16 protein-coding genes and 1 tRNA gene are annotated in these 18,391 nt (G+C 40.3%); 3 read left to right on the top strand and 14 right to left on the bottom strand.

Going from position 1 to position 18,391, the window contains the following annotated elements:
* Positions 1–41: 41 nt before the first annotated feature.
* From HEQ36_RS15290 to HEQ36_RS15270, 5 genes are all read right to left on the bottom strand, one after another.
* A complete protein-coding gene (locus tag HEQ36_RS15290) occupies positions 42–287 on the bottom strand; it encodes a DUF2442 domain-containing protein (protein ID WP_053539947.1) in 246 nt (81 codons plus the stop codon).
* Complete coding sequence (locus HEQ36_RS15285) at positions 280–537, bottom strand: DUF4160 domain-containing protein (protein WP_168635333.1); 258 nt, start codon at positions 535–537, stop codon at positions 280–282. Before HEQ36_RS15285 ends, HEQ36_RS15290 begins: the two co-directional genes overlap by 8 nt.
* Before the next feature lie 395 nt (positions 538–932).
* Positions 933–1,292: a hypothetical protein gene (locus HEQ36_RS15280; RefSeq protein WP_168635332.1), complete on the bottom strand. Its 360-nt coding sequence runs from the start codon at positions 1,290–1,292 to the stop codon at positions 933–935.
* A gap of 268 nt (positions 1,293–1,560) precedes the next feature.
* Positions 1,561–3,087, bottom strand: a complete 1,527-nt coding sequence (locus HEQ36_RS15275; protein WP_168635535.1) for a tetratricopeptide repeat protein — start codon at positions 3,085–3,087, stop codon at positions 1,561–1,563.
* Between the two features lie 2 nt (positions 3,088–3,089).
* A complete protein-coding gene (locus tag HEQ36_RS15270; RefSeq protein ID WP_168635331.1) occupies positions 3,090–3,947 on the bottom strand; it encodes a sigma-70 family RNA polymerase sigma factor in 858 nt (285 codons plus the stop codon).
* 164 nt (positions 3,948–4,111) lie between these two features.
* Between HEQ36_RS15270 and HEQ36_RS15265 the strand changes: the two genes are divergently transcribed.
* A complete protein-coding gene (locus tag HEQ36_RS15265; protein WP_168635330.1) occupies positions 4,112–4,897 on the top strand; it encodes a Uma2 family endonuclease in 786 nt (261 codons plus the stop codon).
* A 19-nt stretch (positions 4,898–4,916) separates the two neighbouring features.
* On the opposite strand, the gene HEQ36_RS15260 is transcribed toward HEQ36_RS15265, so the two are convergent.
* The 9 genes from HEQ36_RS15260 to HEQ36_RS15220 form a co-directional block, all read right to left on the bottom strand.
* On the bottom strand, positions 4,917–5,174 hold the full coding sequence (locus tag HEQ36_RS15260) for a hypothetical protein (RefSeq protein ID WP_168635329.1): 258 nt from the start codon (positions 5,172–5,174) through the stop codon (positions 4,917–4,919).
* 76 nt (positions 5,175–5,250) lie between these two features.
* On the bottom strand, positions 5,251–8,259 hold the full coding sequence (gene ppc, locus HEQ36_RS15255) for a phosphoenolpyruvate carboxylase (protein WP_168635534.1): 3,009 nt from the start codon (positions 8,257–8,259) through the stop codon (positions 5,251–5,253).
* Positions 8,260–9,328: 1,069 nt separating this feature from the next.
* Positions 9,329–9,405: transfer RNA gene (locus tag HEQ36_RS15250), tRNA-Met, on the bottom strand.
* 60 nt (positions 9,406–9,465) lie between these two features.
* Positions 9,466–10,419 (bottom strand): asparaginase, encoded by a 954-nt coding sequence (locus HEQ36_RS15245; RefSeq protein WP_027404074.1) that lies wholly within the window; start codon positions 10,417–10,419, stop codon positions 9,466–9,468.
* 254 nt (positions 10,420–10,673) lie between these two features.
* Positions 10,674–11,174, bottom strand: a complete 501-nt coding sequence (locus HEQ36_RS15240; RefSeq protein ID WP_168635328.1) for a CGLD27 family protein — start codon at positions 11,172–11,174, stop codon at positions 10,674–10,676.
* Positions 11,175–11,179: 5 nt separating this feature from the next.
* The gene (rsfS, locus tag HEQ36_RS15235; protein ID WP_027404076.1) at positions 11,180–11,617 is read right to left on the bottom strand and encodes a ribosome silencing factor; all 438 of its coding nucleotides are present in this window, start codon (positions 11,615–11,617) and stop codon (positions 11,180–11,182) included.
* Positions 11,618–11,954: 337 nt separating this feature from the next.
* Positions 11,955–13,004 carry a sugar transferase gene (locus tag HEQ36_RS15230; protein ID WP_053539955.1) on the bottom strand — a complete coding sequence of 350 codons (1,050 nt, stop codon included), beginning with the start codon at positions 13,002–13,004 and terminating at the stop codon, positions 11,955–11,957.
* A gap of 724 nt (positions 13,005–13,728) precedes the next feature.
* Positions 13,729–14,370, bottom strand: a complete 642-nt coding sequence (locus HEQ36_RS15225) for a DUF3318 domain-containing protein (RefSeq protein ID WP_039200635.1) — start codon at positions 14,368–14,370, stop codon at positions 13,729–13,731.
* 78 nt (positions 14,371–14,448) lie between these two features.
* Positions 14,449–15,006 (bottom strand): hypothetical protein, encoded by a 558-nt coding sequence (locus HEQ36_RS15220; protein ID WP_027404079.1) that lies wholly within the window; start codon positions 15,004–15,006, stop codon positions 14,449–14,451.
* Positions 15,007–15,269: 263 nt separating this feature from the next.
* On the opposite strand from HEQ36_RS15220, the gene glpX reads away from it, so the two are divergent.
* Positions 15,270–16,307, top strand: coding sequence for a class II fructose-bisphosphatase (glpX, locus tag HEQ36_RS15215; protein WP_027404080.1), 1,038 nt, complete (start codon positions 15,270–15,272; stop codon positions 16,305–16,307).
* Between the two features lie 398 nt (positions 16,308–16,705).
* Positions 16,706–17,992, top strand: coding sequence for a glutamyl-tRNA reductase (locus HEQ36_RS15210; protein WP_053539956.1), 1,287 nt, complete (start codon positions 16,706–16,708; stop codon positions 17,990–17,992).
* Positions 17,993–18,391 lie beyond the last annotated feature (399 nt).

Genomic DNA, 18,391 nt, shown 5'->3' with positions numbered 1-18,391 from the left:
TGAGGGTCGATCTGCTTGCATCAGTGCTTCACTATCGCACTTTAAGCTGTCTTGGCGATCTCTGCTAGTTTGATTAGTCCTTTAGTTGTCAAATCTTCATCAATGGCGTACCAATGAATACCATAACCAGAGGTCGAAATACGATACATTTTGCGCTCCATATCTGTTGCTTGAGCAAGTCGCTTAGATGCTTGAATAATTGGGATTTGATAAGTTTTTCCATCTACTGATAGAATCATCAACTCTCCATTAAAGTCAATATTTGATATGTTGTATTGCTTATCCATTTTGCCAATTCCTAAATGTTTGCCATTCATCTACTATTTCATCAAAGTTTTGCAAGATGATCTTCTTGACTTCCCGCCTGTCTCGTGATGACATTTGATATGAATAAGCCTCACGAATCTCGTACAGATCGATGTCTAGCCAATATTTACATTCACTGTCTCCTTTCTGCACATGAATATGAATCGGCTCATTTCCCTCGTCTGAATAAAAGAAAAATCGCCATCCCCTTATATATAGAACTGTTGGCATTTGCTTTCACCTCACCACATTTTAGCATATTGTCTTAATACTAAAATTAGTGTAACTGAGCGATCGCATCTATAATACTTCTATTTTAGTGGTAGAAAACTTTATTTGTTGGGTTACGCTATCCCTAACCCACCGAATTTAATCGAGATTTTGGAAAAATAGAAAACTTAGAAATTCGAGATTGGAGTAAGTAATATTACAATATTAGGTTGATTGATTGGTGAGGAAACAAGGGAAAGGCTATCAACCACGGCAAAAAACGTAGGGTGGGTTAGCAACAGCGTAACCCACCGAAAATCAGTAAATAAACATACATAAGGTGCGTTACATTTCATTAACGCACCCTACAATATCAGGCGATCGCACTTAAACAAAAATCCAGCCCAGTTATAACATTAGAAATCTAGTGTGAATTGAGAAAAAACGTCAATATCAGTTTTAGCAGCTTCAACTGGGTCAATTGCACCTCTTCTGATTCGACTCAAGTATAGGCCGTTATCTGCTTTGAAAGCCACTTTCCAGTTTGGCAGTTTGACCAGATTAAAGCTAGTAAAAGGAGGATCAAGTTGTGGTTTAGCAGCTTCAATTGAGTCAATTGCACCTCTTCTGATTCGACTCAAGTATTGACCATTATCTGCTTTCAAAGCTACTTTGCCGTCTGGCAGTTTGACCAGATCAAAGCTAGTAAAAGGAGGATCAAGGTTTGGTTTAGCAACTTCAATTGCGTCAATTCCACCTCTTCTGATTCGACTCAAGTATTGACCATTATCTCCTTGCAGGGAAATAGCTTTAGCATTGTTAACTCCAACAGTGAAGAAAACACCAAGAGCAAATTGTCAATGTTGCAGAAATTGGGGTCTTGAAATTTTTTAACATTTGCTTACCTTCTAGACTAACTGAAGATGTAGTTTTTTCTTCCCACACTATTTAGACGTTTTACCCCCCCCATTTGTGAATTTTCCGAGTTACGGACAAATTTTTTCCCAAAAAAACCACACTAAATCGCCATAACCCTTACCCCTCTTACCTTTTAAGCTTCTCCAAAATTCCCTCTACCTCCCCACGCACGGGATACAACAACTGCTGACTCAAAGCCCCTGTATAAGCCCGTCTAGCCCCTGACTTATCCCCCAAGCGAAACATCACCCTCCCTAACCAGTAATCAGCCATGGCTGGGTTAAATAACCTCAACTCCTGACATCCTTGAGCAGCTACCTCCCACCACCGTTTACTAGCCTTCACATTCTTCAAAACTCGATAACTCTCCCCCAACCAAAACGCCGCCGGTACGGAATGCAAATAACCTCCATCTGGTAAAAGCTCCCATGCCTTTTTTAAGGCTTCCACGGCTTCCCGATGTTTACGAGCCAAAATCAACACCTGGCCATGACGCAACCAAGCATCAGCTAACTGGGGTTGTAGTTTTGTTCCCTGTTGGGAAACCTGACAACCCCGTTCAATGTCTGGGAAATTTTCCACCAATACCCGCCCCGCAGTTGTCCACATACTCCAGCATTCAGGAAAGCGCGTTAACATCTCCTCCACTATGGAAGCAAGAATCGTTTTACTCTTCTCTGGATGAGGTGCAAGGGGTAAAATTTCACACAAACCCTGATAAATTTTCCGGTCATGGGGATACAGATAATAAGCTTTCTCCATCATTTCCGCCCCTTGCTGGTATTTCCCTGTGTGGAATAAGCATCGCCCATAATAATACCAACCGTAGGGATAATTGGGGCATTCCGTGGTAAATTTGGCTAATACCTCCACCCCTTGCGCCCAATCCCCTCGTAGAATGTGATAGTAGGCTAAGGATTTATGGACTTCAACACTATGGGGAACTGTTCCTAGTAAGGAGGTAATCATTTTTTTAGTGATTTTCCCCTCTTCACCGGATACCATTCTCGCCAGCAAACGTTGATCAATTTGTCGTTGTATTACCCGAAAATCATCACCAGCTAGGGCTATAAGGCTGTTAAACCTCTCTTTTGCCGTTTGCATATCCCCCACCACCATCAGGGCATCATAGCTGTAAATCAGGGACATAACATCATCTGGATTAATTACTAAAACCGGCTCTAGGCTGCGGAGAATACCCAGGGGATTTTCTACATTTTGATATACCTGTGACAAAGCCAGTCGGTGAAATACTTGATCAGGTTCTAAACTAGCCGCTAAATTAAAGGCTGTGAGAGCTTTTTCATTGTCACCTTTGCAAACTGCAATCAATCCTTGTATATGATGCTGAGTTCCCGGATTTTCAGACAAAAATAGGGCTGTATCATATACTTGTAAAGCCTCTTTTTTTTGTCCCATTAACTGCAATATTTTCCCCAATTGCAGATGCACATCAAGTAGTTGAGGTTGTTGTTCAATTACTTGACTATATTCGATAATGGCTTGTGACCATTTTCCTATTTCGTAAAGCAAATCAGCTAACTCTAATCTTTTTTCCCATCCTTGAGGATATTTTTCAATGTACTTGTTTAAAGTGATAATTTTCTGCTGTTGTCTGGCTGATTTTTCCTCTATAAATAACTGAGTATTCATCTTTATACCAGATGAATCTGTGAATTGTACCAATGATGCGGTAAGGCTTCCAGACATATTAAAGTTACTTTATAGTTAATTTCTTGCTGTTGAATTTTTGTGGGTATTGATGATTCCTCATCATGATTCCATATTTGCTCAGATTCTAATTCTTCTACCATTGGAATCACCGTGTTTAATGGTGAAAGGGAATCAAAAGCAGTGTTATCTTCCCCCGCAATATACTTCTTTAAATGCTGTTTTAGAATCTTTCGCGCTTCTTGAATACGTTTACGAACGTTCTCTTCAGGAATGGTGAGTTGTTTAGCAATATCTGAATAGGATTTGTTTTGACGACAATGTAATATCAAAGGATAGCGCAATCTATCAGGTAAAGAGGCTATTTGATAGTTGAGATATACGGCCATTTCCAGATTCAAAAGCTGGGATTCAGGAAGTGATAAATTACAGATAAGTGCTGGATGATCTGCAAATTGAATGTCGTCAATATTATCAACTTTTGCAACTTCTCGTTGACGTTTTCGATAGACATCAATGCAATAGTTATAAGTAATTTGAGATAACCACGATTTAGGATGTTCAATGTCATTTGTAGATTGTGTCCATTGACCCCAAGCTTTAAGCATTACCTGATTGACTACATCTTCTGTATCATGGTAATTATCGTTGAGCCATTTTAAACAACAGTTGTAAAGATAACCTTGATGTAAGTCCCATAATTGCCAAAAATCCTGACAATTATTTGGAGTTTTATCGCCAAATTGGCTTTTTTCTGGCAATATATTTCCGTTTCCCATCTCTGATGACAAAAACAAGAGTTCTTGTTTTAGCTCTACCGACATAGATGACTTACTGTTCATTCTTAACAAGATGAAGGATAATGCACGGTGTACAGTATAATTCAGGTAAGTTCAGGTATCTGTAAATTATTGTTATAATTTGTTCATTGTCATCCTACTTAATCTCAGAAGTTAGGAGTCTTAAATTCTTAACTACAATAAACCTTATAAAACACGAGGACATCATGACCTTTACCGCAGATCCTCCCTATACACAAACCAGCCTCCCAGATCATACTCAACTACCAGAATCTAACGGACTATTTGTGAAGAATTTTCAGGAACATCCTCAAAGCATTCTACTAACTCAATCTATCATTCCAGTATTACAAAAACTCCACGCTGATGGACAATATGCTATAGGACAAGATAGCGGTATTTATTGGCGAATAACTGAACCACCAGAACGAGGTGCAGAAGCCCCAGATTGGTTTTATGTTCCTCATGTGCCACCATTATTAGATGGTAAAGTTCGACGTTCCTATGTGCTTTGGCAAGAATTTATTGCCCCATTAATTGCTTTAGAATTTGTATCAGGAAATGGCACAGAAGAAAGAGATAAAACACCTTGGCAGGGGAAATTTTGGATTTATGAACAAGTGATTAAACCTGCCTTTTACGGCATTTATGAAGTTAGTAAAGCCAGCGTGGAAGTATATCATCTCATGGAGGGACAATATCATTTATTGCCACCAAATAAACGAGGTCATTATCCGATTACACCTATGGGCGTAGAATTAGGTATTTGGCAAGGAACATATCAAAATATGGAGTTACCTTGGCTACGGTGGTGGGGTTTAGATGGTAATTTATTACTTGATGGTCATGAAACAGCCGAATATGAACGCCAACGGGCTGAATATGAACGCCAACGGGCTGAAAATGAACGCCAACAGGCTGAAAGTGAAAAAGAAAAAAGCTATCGCCTCATCGCCCAATTACGCGCTTTAGGAGTAGAACCAGAACTGTAAAAAATACCCATATCTCCAATTACCAATCACTAGATTTACGAGTAATCAACCCACCCACAAATGCACCTAAAATTGTCCCTGTCCACAGTCCCGCAGTGCTTCCTTGCCAACTTGCTCCTGGAGTCACTAAAGCGCTGCACATTTGTTTAAATCCCCAAGTCTGGTTTTGACATTTTTGGCTATGTTGCATTACGGTGATTTGTCCAGCTATTAAAGCAGTAAAAAAACCAGAGGAAAGTGCCAAAAAGGTACAAATAAGAATGCGTTTTTTAATCATATTTTTGTTTCGCGCAAAGGCGCAAAGGAGCAAAGGCGCAAAGGAAGAAATTACGCCTTTTGCTTTTTGGTTTTTATCAACCTGTATTTCTCATGCCGGCAGCAATTCCGTTGATGGTTAATAATGCTCCTCGGAGTAATTCTCCTTTGCTATAACGAGAGTGAATTACTCCGGTTGTGGGGGCATTTTTTGATTGACGAAGGCGTTTTAATAGGGAAACTTGGATAAATCCTAAAGGCACAATTGTTCCATTTCTTAATTGTACAGAACGTTGCAATACTGGATCACCATCTAATAGTTTTTGGTGTCCAGTGATTTTTAAGACTAAATCTCTGGTCAGAAAGAATTCGCTAGAAATTTGGGCAAAAACTTTCTCAAATCTGGGTTTGTCTTCTGGGTTAGACAATTCATCAACATAGTGACGCGCCATTTCCATGTCTACTTTTGCTAATGTCATTTCGGCTTTAGAAATCACCATTTTAAAGAATGGCCATTTAAGGTAGAAATAGCGAAGTAATTTCAAATGTTGTTCTGGTTCTGCGTCTAAAAATTCTTGTAAGGCTGTGCCAATTCCATACCAAGAAGGTAATAAAAACCGGGTTTGTGTCCAACTAAATACCCAAGGAATCGCTCGCAGACTACTTAAATCTTTTTTACCAGATGGACGACGGGCTGGACGAGAACTAATTTGCAATTGGCTGATTTCTTCAATGGGGGTGACTTGGTGGAAGAAGTCAATGAAATCAGGTTGCTCATAAATTAGGTTACGATAGTGTTGACGCGACGCATGAGATAACTCTTCCATGATCTCATTCCAAGGTTCGATGTCATCAAACCCTGTTCCTAGTAAACTGGCTTGAATTACGGCTGTGGTGATGGTTTCTAGGTGATACAAAGCCAAATCCAACAAGGAATATTTAGAAGCTAATACTTCCCCTTGTTCGGTAATTTTAATCCGGCCACTAATACTGTGACCTGGTTGGGCTAAAATCGCTTCATGAGCAGGACCGCCACCACGTCCCACAGAACCGCCTCGTCCGTGGAAAATCCGCAGATTTACACCGTAACTTTCGGCGATTTTCTGAAGTGATTTTTGAGCTTTATGAATTTCCCAGTTGCTGCTTAAAAAACCAGAATCTTTATTACTATCGGAATAGCCTAACATTACTTCTTGTAAGTTAGGATTTAGAGTAGAAATAGATGGGGCTGCTTGTTTTTCACTGTTATTAATTGCGGCGTAACCACCAGCCAGCATTGCCCGATATAAAGGCAATTCAAACAGTTCCCGCATTACGCCTCTAGAACGTTGTAAATCTTCTACTGTTTCAAACAGAGGAACGATGCGAATTGTCCCCACTGCAACTACAGGATCAAATAAACTCGATTCTTTGGCTAAGAGTAAAACTTCTAGTACGTCGCTGACTTCGCGGCACATACTAATGATATAAGTTTGACAGATTTTAATGCCAAATTCTTGTTGTAGCGATCGCAAAATTCGGAAAGTTTCAATCACATCATTGGTTTTTTCTGAAAATGGTAATTCAGCGGGAATCAATGGCCGACGAGTTTGCAATTCTGAAGTTAACCAAGCGATTCTCTGTGCTTCTGATAATTCGTTGTAGGATTGGGGTAAAAGTTGCAAATATTCGAGAATCTCATTGATAGCATCAGCATGACGAGATGATTCTTGACGAATATCTAATTGAGTCAGATTAAAGTCAAATATTTCCACTTGACATATCAGATTTTCCAATTCTCGACAACTTAAACCTGTTTCCGTTAAATTGCGTTGAATTAACAACAATTCTGTTAAAAATTCCGCACCCGTTCGGTACATAGGTGCATCTTCATTGTTTGGCGTTTCCCGATTATATAAAGCCAAATTGCGATCGCGGGTATTTTCTAAACGCTTGAGAATGTAAGATAATTTTAGACGATAAGGTTCTTGGCGAAAACGCAAGGCCAAATCATCATACACCCCACTTAACTGCGATTGATCCAACTCCAAAGACTCTAGCAAATCTGGTAGTACATCACTCCAGTGCATAGATACACTCAATAAAGACACTAACTCTTTAACTGACTTAATATACCGCTCTAACACCATTTTTCGTTGATAACAAGCGGTTTTCCAAGTTACTTCCGGTGTCACCGAAGGATTACCATCTCGGTCTGAACCTACCCAAGAACCAAAAGAGCAAAAATTTGTCGTTGGTGGTTGTAACCAGGGAAAAGTTTCGCCCAAAGAATATTTGAAGCGTTTGTATAGTTGCGTAATACCATCAAACAACACTTCTTGAAAGTAGTGAAGAGCATAATCTACTTCATCCAAAACCGTCGGTTTAAACTGATGTAACTCATCAGTCCGCCACCACAGGCGAATTTCTTCCAGTAATCTTTCCTTGACTTCCAAAGTTTCCCAAGGATAGCTACCAGCGCGATTTTGGGCTTCATCTAATTTTTGCAAAAGATGAACCACCTGACGCTGTTTATCCCGGATAGTATGACGGACAATTTCCGTCGGGTGTGCAGTGAAAACTAAGCGGATATCCAGTTGAGAAATTAGACGTTGAATTTGTTGGGGTGGAACATTCAACTTAAATAACAGGGGAAATAAAGCCGCGAAAGTCCCTTTTTGCGGAGTTTCCGATGTCATTAAATCACTACCTATTTCCTTAGTAATAGGCAATTCTTCTTCTCTTTGGTTCGTAGAATAAATTATACTGGGAAAAACCTCCTCATCAGTTTCTCCACTATAGCGGTTTAATTGCTGCTTTTGCTCATATTCCTGCTCAATAATATTAATCAACTGAAAATACAACGCAAAGGCACGCGCCGCACGAATCGCTTCATTGATATTCAATTGTTCAATTAATTCTACAGCCGAGGCAGCTAAGTCATTCGTGGCTTGTCCCTCTGGAGAACATAAGTCCCGCAATTGGCGCAAAAGATCCACCATTTCTTGACCGCATTCTTGACGCAGCACCGACTCCCACAATTCCTCTACTACCTGTAGACGATGACGTAAGAATAATTCTGAGTGTAGCACTGGAAAATCAATATGTTCAGCTTTCATACTTTTCATCATACTCTTAAGATACTCAAAACATCTAACCTACCTTTTTGAGCATCCAATATCAAGCTGTTAGCTTTTCTTTAGGAGCTACTCACAGGTGACTTATCTTCCTTTTAACTGCTTTTGATTCATTTTCAGTAGAGAAGAGGCAAGTAAAATAAACCGCTTCACCAAATTCCTACTAGATTATTTTAGGATAAAGTTCGCTTTCACTCAATAGCTAACAGGAGAAAAGCTATAGCAGAAGTCAGGAGTTAGGCTTCACCTAATCTGGGACACTTTTCTGAATTTTTAATTTCACCCTGCGGTACTGGCTTATATACTCAAAATGGTTGGGACATAGACTTTATATAGGGCTTGCTGAATAAAGCTAAAACCATTTATTAACAAAGGGTTTCGCGGATTTTTACCACAAAAAAGTGCAAGGTTTTGGCTAATGGTGTCTCAAAATAGGTGCATTTTTCTTTCTCAGATTTGGAAAATTGAGGATATCCAGACAGTTAAAACTGTTCCCTGTTCCCTGCCCTCACAGACAACTTTTTCAGCAAACCCTATATAAAATCACGACAAAATTAGATTTGTAGGGGTAGAGCAAGAGCTTCATTAGTGTCAACTTAAGCTCAAATCCCTACCACATCTCGTTCCTAGTCTCTGACTAGGAATGCAGTTGATGAGGCTCTGCCTCTAATATCATTAGAGAGTTTCAGTCTATATCTCTCAGTTATCCCAGCTTCAGGCAGGGTTCCTTAAATAAATATTTGGGTTCTTGCCCTGATCCTGTTTGCCATTACTGGCAGAATCATCTCTGACAGGCGTAACTTTCCGAGAGTCCCCTGGTAGGTTTTTAATGTCTTTGCTGACAATCTGATTGTCTCACGAATATGGATTAAAATTTGAAATTATTTCAAATTTTTAAATTAATGTCAATGCAGGATAAATTCTGCCTCTAGCCTTCATCTCTTGTCTAAAGCACAGATGTAGCTGACTTAGGAAGCTACATCTTCAAGGGTTTTCGGCATTTCCCTTATAAAACAAATCCCTGCAACCTTGGAAGATTACAGGGATTCGTTTTTCAATTTGGTGGCGGGAAGTGGATTTGAACCACTGACCTTCGGGTTATGAGCCCGACGAGCTACCAGGCTGCTCTATCCCGCGTCGCTTGTGTCGCTTTTCTCTCGACTCCTTTAATATAGCGCGAAGTCAAAAGTTTGTCAACTACAAAAGCGATAATTCTCCAATTACTTCCAAACGCTTGTATTTCCCCAGGTTCATAAATTTCTCAGACAGGCTTTGGGCAACGCTGGGAGTAATCCAACCCATTTGTTGGAGGATGTGAATAGCTACGGCATATTTGGCGCGTTTTGAGCCATCCATAACTTTAATAGCTAATCCCATGCCTTCACCAAGTCTGCCTATACACTGTACTCCTTCTGCCCCAGACTTACTAACCAGTTCACCAGGAGTGAGACGCATTAATTCTGTATCAAATTCCCCTTCACCTGCTATCATTGTGGGGTGATGGTTCATGGCGCGGACAATGCGTTCCATGTCTACGCTATTGCTGGAAGATAAAACAGCATATAGTGATGCCATTTGACTGAGTTGCATGAGATAGGTAGGTGCGCCGCAGTCATCATGGGCGGTGAGAAATTCTTCCGCTGGCATTCGCAACAATTCGGCTATTTTAGTAATAATTAACTGTTGGACTGGGTGTTTACGATCCAAATAGTTAGTTAATGGCCAATGGCGTTGCTGACAAACAGCTAACATTCCCGCGTGTTTACCAGAGCAGTTATATTCTAGAGAGCTACGCTTGTCTTTAGGGATTGGGCAGTGCAGGGAGTTGATGTCAATATCTGCCCGCCACAGAATGTTAAATACCTGTCTCACCTGTTCCATGCTGCCTTTGTGGGAACTGGTGATGATTGCTAAGTCTCGATCGCTCAAACCATAGCGTTCCATTGTGCCTGTGCTGGTGACAGCCAGGGCTTGAAATGGTTTGAGGGCAGAACGGACAAATGCGGCGGTTTCAGCGTTACCAGCAACGGAAAGTACCCGTCCCCGGTCATCACTAACTACAGCCTGGACTATATGCCGAGATTCGATAATACCTTCACGCAGCAACCGGACTTCCAGTGCTGCGGCTTGAGTTCGTTTTCCCATTGTCATGGGTTTATATCTATTTTGTGAATTGTCAGTTGTCAGTTGTCGGTTGTCGGTTGTCAGTTGTCAGTTGTTTTACCAATGACTAAGTAGTGAGACAGAATTAATTACACAATGTCATTGCGTTAGCGCTCCGTGGCGTTAGCCATATGGAACGAAGTGAAATGAAGCAATTGCCAGGGTTGTGATTGCTTCCCTTCGCTCGCAATGACTGTAAATATTTTTGTCCAATTACTTAATGACCAATGACTAATAAGTATTTACAAGAAATGCCAAACTATAGTACCAATAAGATACATTAGAGCCAAGGCGGCAAGGGTAATTTGCAAGCGTTGGAAAATGGGTTTGATTTCGTAGGTAACAATTAGGCGATCGCGGCTCATGACTTCTTGGGGTTTTGTCCAGGTTTGTCCGTCGTACCAACCAGATTCTTCATAAAATACGGTGGGACTGTAAAGGCGATCGCGCACATAGAACCAACCTAAATATAACCGTACCAATACTAGCACTACAGTTACACTAGCAGCACCAGATCCACAAAGAAGAAAATTAAAAATCTGCTTTTGGGGAGGAAAGCTGGCTGCTGCCACAGGTCCGGCTATTAACCAAGACCAAGCCCAAATCCAAAACATTTTTTTGGTGTAGTTACCCCAACTTAGGGTACTATCTCGAAATAGCCAAGCATTTTTTAGCTCTTCGTACTCATTCAGCGGTTGTTGTTCCGTAGGAACTGGGCAATTCGCTAGAGAGGATCGCATCATATTGGTTAACCCCCAACATTATCGGAGTTTGGTAGTGGAATACGTTCCGCGTGTCCCCAGAACGCTTCTAAATTATAAAACTCCCGTTCCCTTGGCATCATGATATGGACGATAACATCACCATAATCTTGGAGTACCCAAGTTCCCTCGGCTTTTCCTTCGGTTCTGAGGGGTCGTCGTTGCCAGTCAATTTCTACTTGTCCGGCAATTGCGTCAGCGATCGCTCTTACTTGTACTTTAGAGTAACCAGTCATCATCACAAAGTAATCGGACAGGTAAGAAATTTCTGCCACATCAAGCAGGACGATTTCTACAGCCTTGCGGTCTAAAGCCGCCTCAGCAATGGTTAAAGCTAAATTTTTGCTTGTAGCTTCTGTGTCAGTTTTAGGTTTGCTCACAGCGTTTTTTGTCAATGGGAAATTCCCTCTTAAAGATTCAGTCATTAAACCTCATGTATGTTTTCATGGAAGCAAATACTTATTCAACTTGCTTACAAATATCTGAACTGCAATTGTATGAATAGGTTTTCTCTAAATAGTAACATATTCTACAGTTGATTACTTCCTGAACAAGGGGAACGGGGAAGGCGGAAAAAAAGAGACAAATTAGCTGCAAAGCCATATTTTTCTGGATTGGTGGCAACACTGCCCCTTGGAAGCGGCTGAGTTTTCCTGTTCTCTGTTGCTTCCTGTTCCCTTTCATAAAAATAAGCCCAAGCCGATTGATGACTTGGGTAAATTACATAGATAAATTTGTAAATTTAGTTTAGGAGTAGATAATCTAAACAGCCCCACTGTTTTTATTAAACAAAATGGCAATGGTTTTGAAAATTAACTTTAAATCGTAAACTAAAGTCCAATTTTGCTGATACTGTAAATCTAAACGAATCACATCTTCAAAACTCCGCACTTTAGAGCGACCGTTAACTTGCCATTCACCAGTCATGCCCGGTTTAACGTCCAAACGTTGCCATTCTGGGACTTCGTAGCGTTCTACTTCATCAGGTGTAGGTGGTCGAGTCCCGACTAAACTCATTTCCCCTTTGAGAACATTCCAAAATTGAGGTAGTTCATCGAGACTGGTACGGCGTAAAAATTTACCTACTTTAGTAATTCGGGGATCATTGTCGTTTTTAAAGAAAGCACCTTCGGCTTGGTTTTTGATTTGGGATTTTCTGGCTTCGGCATCTACACACATAGAGCGAAATTTCCAAATTGCAAACCGCTTACCCATCCAGCCACAACGGGTTTGCTGAAATAAAATCGGACCGGGATCATCAATTTGAATGGCGATCGCTATGGGAATAAATAAAACAGATGTAATTACTAATCCCACCAATGATCCTACAATATCAATAGCCCGTTTCATCCAAGATGCTACGGAGTGATGAGTTTGGGGAAGTGGATCTACTTTGCGATAATTATTTTTTCCGGCATCTGTTAAATTATCTGTTGCTATTAATGTGAGATTGTAAAGAGACTCAATGGGAAACACCTGATCTAGTCCCGTCAGATTTAAAACGGCCATGACTTGGGGTGTCACATGACGCAATGTGACTTGAATTCCCTTTTCTTGAGAATTTTTAAAGTTACTGACTAAAGAACCTAAACCACTACTGTCCATAAAAGTAGTATTTTGAAAATCAATGAAAATTTGTCCAGGTGGTACATCCGCTTGAATTAAGTTTTGGCAAGTTTGTTTAAAATTGACAGCTTCAAGTACAGTTAACCTCACTGGAACTTGCAAGATTGCTGCATCTTCTAAATAAGTCACTGAAAAATCTACTGATATGGGTTGGCTACTCATAAAACTCTGGACTTTAGTTGCCATATATAATCTAATTTTCTCAACGTTATTTTGCTTTAGAAAAACAATTAACCTTACCTTTAATCTGTCTGATGAAGCACAAGTTGGTAGATTTTTAAAGATTAGAAAAATATCACCAATAAAGCTTCACAATAACAGCAATTTATAAAGTTTTTGCTGTTGTGAATATGTCGGATCTATTTAAACTCCGTAGGTATGTATTTAGAATTTCCCCAAAGGGAAAAGAAATCGGATGTGATACAATCAAGAGCATGAAAACCCTGTGTCTAGAGATTTTTGATTTCCTCAATGTATTTTACAAAAAGTCCATATCGCTATATAACTTGTCTCTAACACTAAATTAGAGGTATTTGTAAAAATAATTGTCTTCCAAAGTACAGTTGTTAAAAAGTTAGAATGGGCAGTTTTATTAGTTGCGAAGGTGAATGATGGGATTCCGGTATTTTTGTAATCTGTGACTTTCTAAATTATAAAATATTGCAGCGATTAGATTATTTAAAAATTTTTGATGAGCGAAATAAGAAAGTTTGATAAAGTTTTAATATGGCGTGAAGAAGTCAGGAACATAAATCTATATCCTTGTGGGGTGGGCAACACCCAACCCACTGGTACCGCAGAGCGGAAGTCAAAAGTCAAAAGTCAAAAGTCAAAACGAGTACGAGATAGGCTTTTGGGTGATTGAGAATGGTTGGTTTATTTACGCCGTTGTCTACTAGCTATGAAGATTTTACAGACCAGAATCCTCATTCCTCGATTTAGTTTTAGCTTTGTTGGCGCTCCGTTTGAGAGCAGAAAGTCTGGCTTCATATCGAGAACGCTGACGTTTACTAGGAGTGTTTTCCACCAAAGTTTTTAAGGCACTACCAAGACTTTTATAGGCGTTAGGTAAACTATAACCAAAGCGGGTTGCTAGAGCGATCGCTTTTTCGTCCGCATCCAGCAATTCTTTAACTTGTTTACCACCATTATTTTTTTGATATAATCGCCAACCGGACACGCCACAGAGCGCCATAGCTAATACTAGCAATAATCCATCTTGTACCCACAACTCACCTACAGCACCACCCAAACCAATAGCTAGTGCTGCCATTTCCCAACCATCTTTGGGAATTGTGTCATTTTGAATGCGAGCAACTTCGTGCCAAAACAGCAAATTGCGCTGATCCATTGCGAGAGCATCCCACTTTACCAAGTCAATTTGAATTTCTACTTGGTCTTTGCCAATTTCTTCACAACGAATCAGGGATGGATTAACCTCTATTGTGCCTTCAACTGTTACCCAACTTTGCAATTCTGGGGGTAACAAGCTTTTTAACCGCCGGAGTTCACTCATTTCTGCTTTAGCAGAGGAGGTTGCATAGGATGTCATAAAAATCCCGCCTTACAAAATTTCAGTATATGATCAGGTTATCACTTTGCAGTCTAGCGATTTCAGTAGTTATTCGCCTTAATCATCGGCAAAACTACCGCGTTTTTTCCGCGCTTCCATAGCTTTTTCTAGGAGTTCTAATAATCCAGGAGCTTGTTCTTGAATACTCAACAATAATCTTTCTCCTAAGTCTAGATTGCCCGGATCTTCTCCTGTTTCCATTACCTCTTGCAAACGCGGTAGGGCAATGGTATCCACAATTTGGATTAATCCGCTCAGACAACGGTTAAATTGTCTCTCGGTGAGCATGGAGTCTTCCAGGGGAAATTCGATGATAGCGCGGATTTCACCATCGGATGGATCATATTCCCATTGCAGCATTTTGGTTTCCCAGGAAATAGCCAGCATCGTCTGGAGGATAGCATCTTTATGGGGATGGTCTTTTACTTCCGCTAAAACTTGGGGTGCAAACAGCCGAAAAAATTTTCCTTCCTCGTCCAGTTGGACAACTATCAGAAAATCTTCGATATTTTCCGCTTCAACACCTGTAATAATCCGGTCTTCTTTTTCATCAATACGGTAGTCCCAACCAAGATTATCTAGATACTTGGCTATTTGTTTGAGATTTGCTGCCATAAAAGCCTCGTAAGGAACAGTACAAGAGGCTGTCACCAAATCTATTTTAACCCGCTAGGCGCATTTACTCAATTATTGCTGTAATTTCTGCCTCAACTGCATTAATACATTTGTATTGATACAGTCGGAGTTGCCTTAGTTGCAAAACTTAACATAGTTGCTATTCCAGACTTTTTTCTAATATGTATCCGCACTTTGGTAAACTTAAAAACTGAAATAGCTAAGAAAACGACGCTAAGAAAAGTAATTTAAAGGGGATACTCGTGGAAAATACACTTGGGTTAGAGATTATAGAAGTAGTTGAGCAAGCGGCGATCGCTTCTTCTAAGTGGATGGGTAAGGGCGAAAAGAACATTGCTGACCAAGTAGCAGTGGAAGCGATGCGTGAACGGATGAACAAAATCCATATGCGTGGTCGCATCGTTATCGGTGAAGGTGAACGGGACGAAGCTCCTATGCTTTACATTGGCGAAGAAGTTGGTATTTGCACCAGACCTGATGCGGCAAATTTCTGTAATGTTAATGAGCTTGTAGAAATTGATATTGCTGTTGACCCTTGCGAAGGTACTAACCTAGTTGCTTATGGTCAAAATGGCTCAATGGCAGTTTTGGCAATTTCTGAAAAGGGCGGTTTATTTGCTGCTCCTGACTTCTACATGAAGAAACTCGCAGCACCAGCAGCCGCTAGAGGTCATGTTGATATCAATAAGTCTGCTACAGAAAACCTGAAAATTCTTTCTGAGTGCTTAAACCGGGCTGTGGAAGAATTGGTAGTAGTAGTGATGGATCGTCCCCGTCACAAAGAACTCATTCAAGAAATCCGCACCGCTGGCGCAAGAGTTAGACTGATTAGTGATGGTGACGTTTCTGCTGCTATCTGTTGCGCTTTCTCTGGTACTAATATTCATGCTTTGATGGGTATTGGTGCTGCACCCGAAGGTGTAATTTCTGCTGCGGCTTTACGCTGCTTGGGTGGACACTTCCAAGGACAATTAATCTATGATCCAGAAGTTGTCCAAACTGGCTTAATTGGTGAAAGCAGAGAAGGTAATCTAGCCCGTTTAAATGAAATGGGTATTACTGACGGAGACAGAGTTTATAACGCTAATGAATTAGCTTCTGGTGAAACAGTGCTATTTGCTGGTTGCGGTATTACTCCTGGAACTTTGATGGATGGTGTGCGCTTCTTCCACGGTGGTGCTAGAACCCAAAGCTTGGTTATTTCTAGTCAATCCAAAACCGCTCGGTTTGTGGATACAGTTCACTTGTGGGACGAACCTAAGAATATCCAACTGCGTTAGTAATTAAGTCAGTAGTCAGTGGTCATTAGTCCCTTGTTATTAGTGGTCTGTCAAAGTAAATTTGACCGAAAAATCTGAGATTTTGGATTTTAGATTTTGGATTGGGAATTTTCGGTACAGGTTACCCGCCCCTCCAGGGCGGAATTAATCAAAAATACTCGCTGCGTACGCTTCCCTAACACCAATCTAAAATCCTCAATGTCCACACTTGTTTGGTGGAGTTAATCCAAAATCTGTTGACAGGTTGTGAAAATCTAAAAACTTTGTGTTTTATAGTTTTTGGTCAATTTATATCCGTCAATCAGTTATTGATAGTCTACTAACAACTGACAACTGACAACTGACAACTGACAACTGACAACGAACAACTGACACCTAACCAATTATCTATTTAAGAAATGAATATTGCAGTGGTGGGGTTAAGCCATAAAACGGCCCCAGTCGAAGTTAGAGAAAAATTAAGTATTCCTGAACCTCAAATCGAAAGAGCGATCGCCCAACTTCTCAGTTATCCTCATGTTGATGAAGTTGCTATTCTCAGCACTTGTAACCGCTTAGAAATTTATATTGTTAGTCAGGAAACTACCCAGGGTATTCATGAAGTGACTCAGTTCCTTTCAGAACATAGCAAGCTGCCGATTATGTCTTTACGGCATCATCTATTTATGTTGCTCCATGTTGATGCTGTCACCCATATTTTACGGGTTGCCGGTGGTTTGGATAGTCTGGTTTTGGGTGAAGGTCAAATTCTCGCTCAAGTTAAAAATACCCACAAACTGGGACAACAATTTAATGGCATCAAAACCATTTTAAATCGCTTATTTAAACAAGCTTTAACGGCGGGTAAACGGGTTCGCACCGAAACCAGTATTGGGACTGGTGCAGTTTCTATCAGTTCGGCTGCTGTGGAATTGGCACAGATGAAAGTAGAAAATTTATCTACAAATCGTGTGTCTATTCTCGGCGCTGGGAAAATGTCCCGGTTACTTGTACAACACCTAATTTCTAAAGGTGCAACTCAAATTAGTATTGTTAATCGTTCCCGCAGCAGGGCTGAAGAGTTGGCGAAGTTGTTCCCAGCACAACCTATTCAAATCCATCTCCTGCCAGAAATGATGTCAGTTATTGCCGCTAGTGACATGGTATTTACTAGCACGTCTTCAACTGAACCCATTTTAGATCGGGTGAAGTTAGAAACAGTGTTAGAACCCAGTCAAAAATTGATGATATTTGATATTTCTGTCCCCCGGAATGTGGATGCAGATGTCAATGATTTGGGCAATGTCAAGGCTTTTAATGTTGATGATTTGAAAGCAGTTGTGGCGCAAAATTATGAAAGCCGCCGCCAAATGGCACAGGAAGCTGAGAAGATTTTAGATGAAGAAGTTGAAGCTTTTGATATTTGGTGGCGGAGTTTAGAAACTGTATCTACTATTAGTTCTTTACGCAATAAAATAGAAACTATCCGCGAACAGGAATTAGAAAAGGCTTTATCTCGTTTGGGTTCAGAATTTGGCGAAAAGCATCAAGAGGTAATTGAGGCTTTGACAAGAGGAATAGTCAATAAGATTTTGCATGATCCGATGGTGCAATTACGCGCCCAGCAAGATGTGGAAGCTAGAAGACGATGTATGCAAACTCTGCAAATGTTATTTAATTTGGACGCTGAGGAACAGTTTAGCTGAAATTATCAAGAAACAGGGAAATGTTATGCCATTCCTGGGATTGTTCCCTGTTTTACTGGGGTTTTGCGTTAGCTTTTTGGGTCGCTGTTGTGCTTTTTTTCTCTTTTTATTTTAATTCTTTTAACCCTCTTACTGATCTACTTAATATTTATTAATAGGCGTTGCTGATTAAGGGTATGAATTTTAGTCTCACGTAAAGGCGCAAAGACGCACTGAGGTAAGAGTTTTAAAGATTCAATTTGGGAATTTCATACCTCGATTCAGCAACGCCTATTAATAAAATTGCTCAAACAACAATGAGAGAATCTGACCTATTCTTCCCAGCCATACTCTCTAATCTCAAAATAACGTAGTATACTGGGGTTAATCGTATTTAACCGAAAGATGAAATACCTAACC

The organism is Anabaena sp. 54 (genome assembly GCF_017355725.1).
Classification (GTDB): domain Bacteria; phylum Cyanobacteriota; class Cyanobacteriia; order Cyanobacteriales; family Nostocaceae; genus Dolichospermum; species Dolichospermum heterosporum.
The sequence above is the reverse complement of the archived record's forward strand: the minus strand, read 5'-3'. Positions and strand labels throughout refer to the sequence as shown.

Coding starts and splice junctions, on each gene's coding strand:
- HEQ36_RS15290 (WP_053539947.1), bottom strand. CDS start 287: ATGGATAAGCAATACAACATATCAAATATTGACTTTAATGGAGAGTTG.
- HEQ36_RS15285 (WP_168635333.1), bottom strand. CDS start 537: ATGCCAACAGTTCTATATATAAGGGGATGGCGATTTTTCTTTTATTCA.
- HEQ36_RS15275 (WP_168635535.1), bottom strand. CDS start 3,087: ATGAATACTCAGTTATTTATAGAGGAAAAATCAGCCAGACAACAGCAG.
- HEQ36_RS15270 (WP_168635331.1), bottom strand. CDS start 3,947: ATGAACAGTAAGTCATCTATGTCGGTAGAGCTAAAACAAGAACTCTTG.
- HEQ36_RS15265 (WP_168635330.1), top strand. CDS start 4,112: ATGACCTTTACCGCAGATCCTCCCTATACACAAACCAGCCTCCCAGAT.
- HEQ36_RS15260 (WP_168635329.1), bottom strand. CDS start 5,174: ATGATTAAAAAACGCATTCTTATTTGTACCTTTTTGGCACTTTCCTCT.
- ppc (WP_168635534.1), bottom strand. CDS start 8,259: ATGAAAAGTATGAAAGCTGAACATATTGATTTTCCAGTGCTACACTCA.
- HEQ36_RS15245 (WP_027404074.1), bottom strand. CDS start 10,419: ATGACAATGGGAAAACGAACTCAAGCCGCAGCACTGGAAGTCCGGTTG.
- HEQ36_RS15240 (WP_168635328.1), bottom strand. CDS start 11,174: ATGATGCGATCCTCTCTAGCGAATTGCCCAGTTCCTACGGAACAACAA.
- rsfS (WP_027404076.1), bottom strand. CDS start 11,617: ATGACTGAATCTTTAAGAGGGAATTTCCCATTGACAAAAAACGCTGTG.
- HEQ36_RS15230 (WP_053539955.1), bottom strand. CDS start 13,004: ATGGCAACTAAAGTCCAGAGTTTTATGAGTAGCCAACCCATATCAGTA.
- HEQ36_RS15225 (WP_039200635.1), bottom strand. CDS start 14,370: ATGACATCCTATGCAACCTCCTCTGCTAAAGCAGAAATGAGTGAACTC.
- HEQ36_RS15220 (WP_027404079.1), bottom strand. CDS start 15,006: ATGGCAGCAAATCTCAAACAAATAGCCAAGTATCTAGATAATCTTGGT.
- HEQ36_RS15210 (WP_053539956.1), top strand. CDS start 16,706: ATGAATATTGCAGTGGTGGGGTTAAGCCATAAAACGGCCCCAGTCGAA.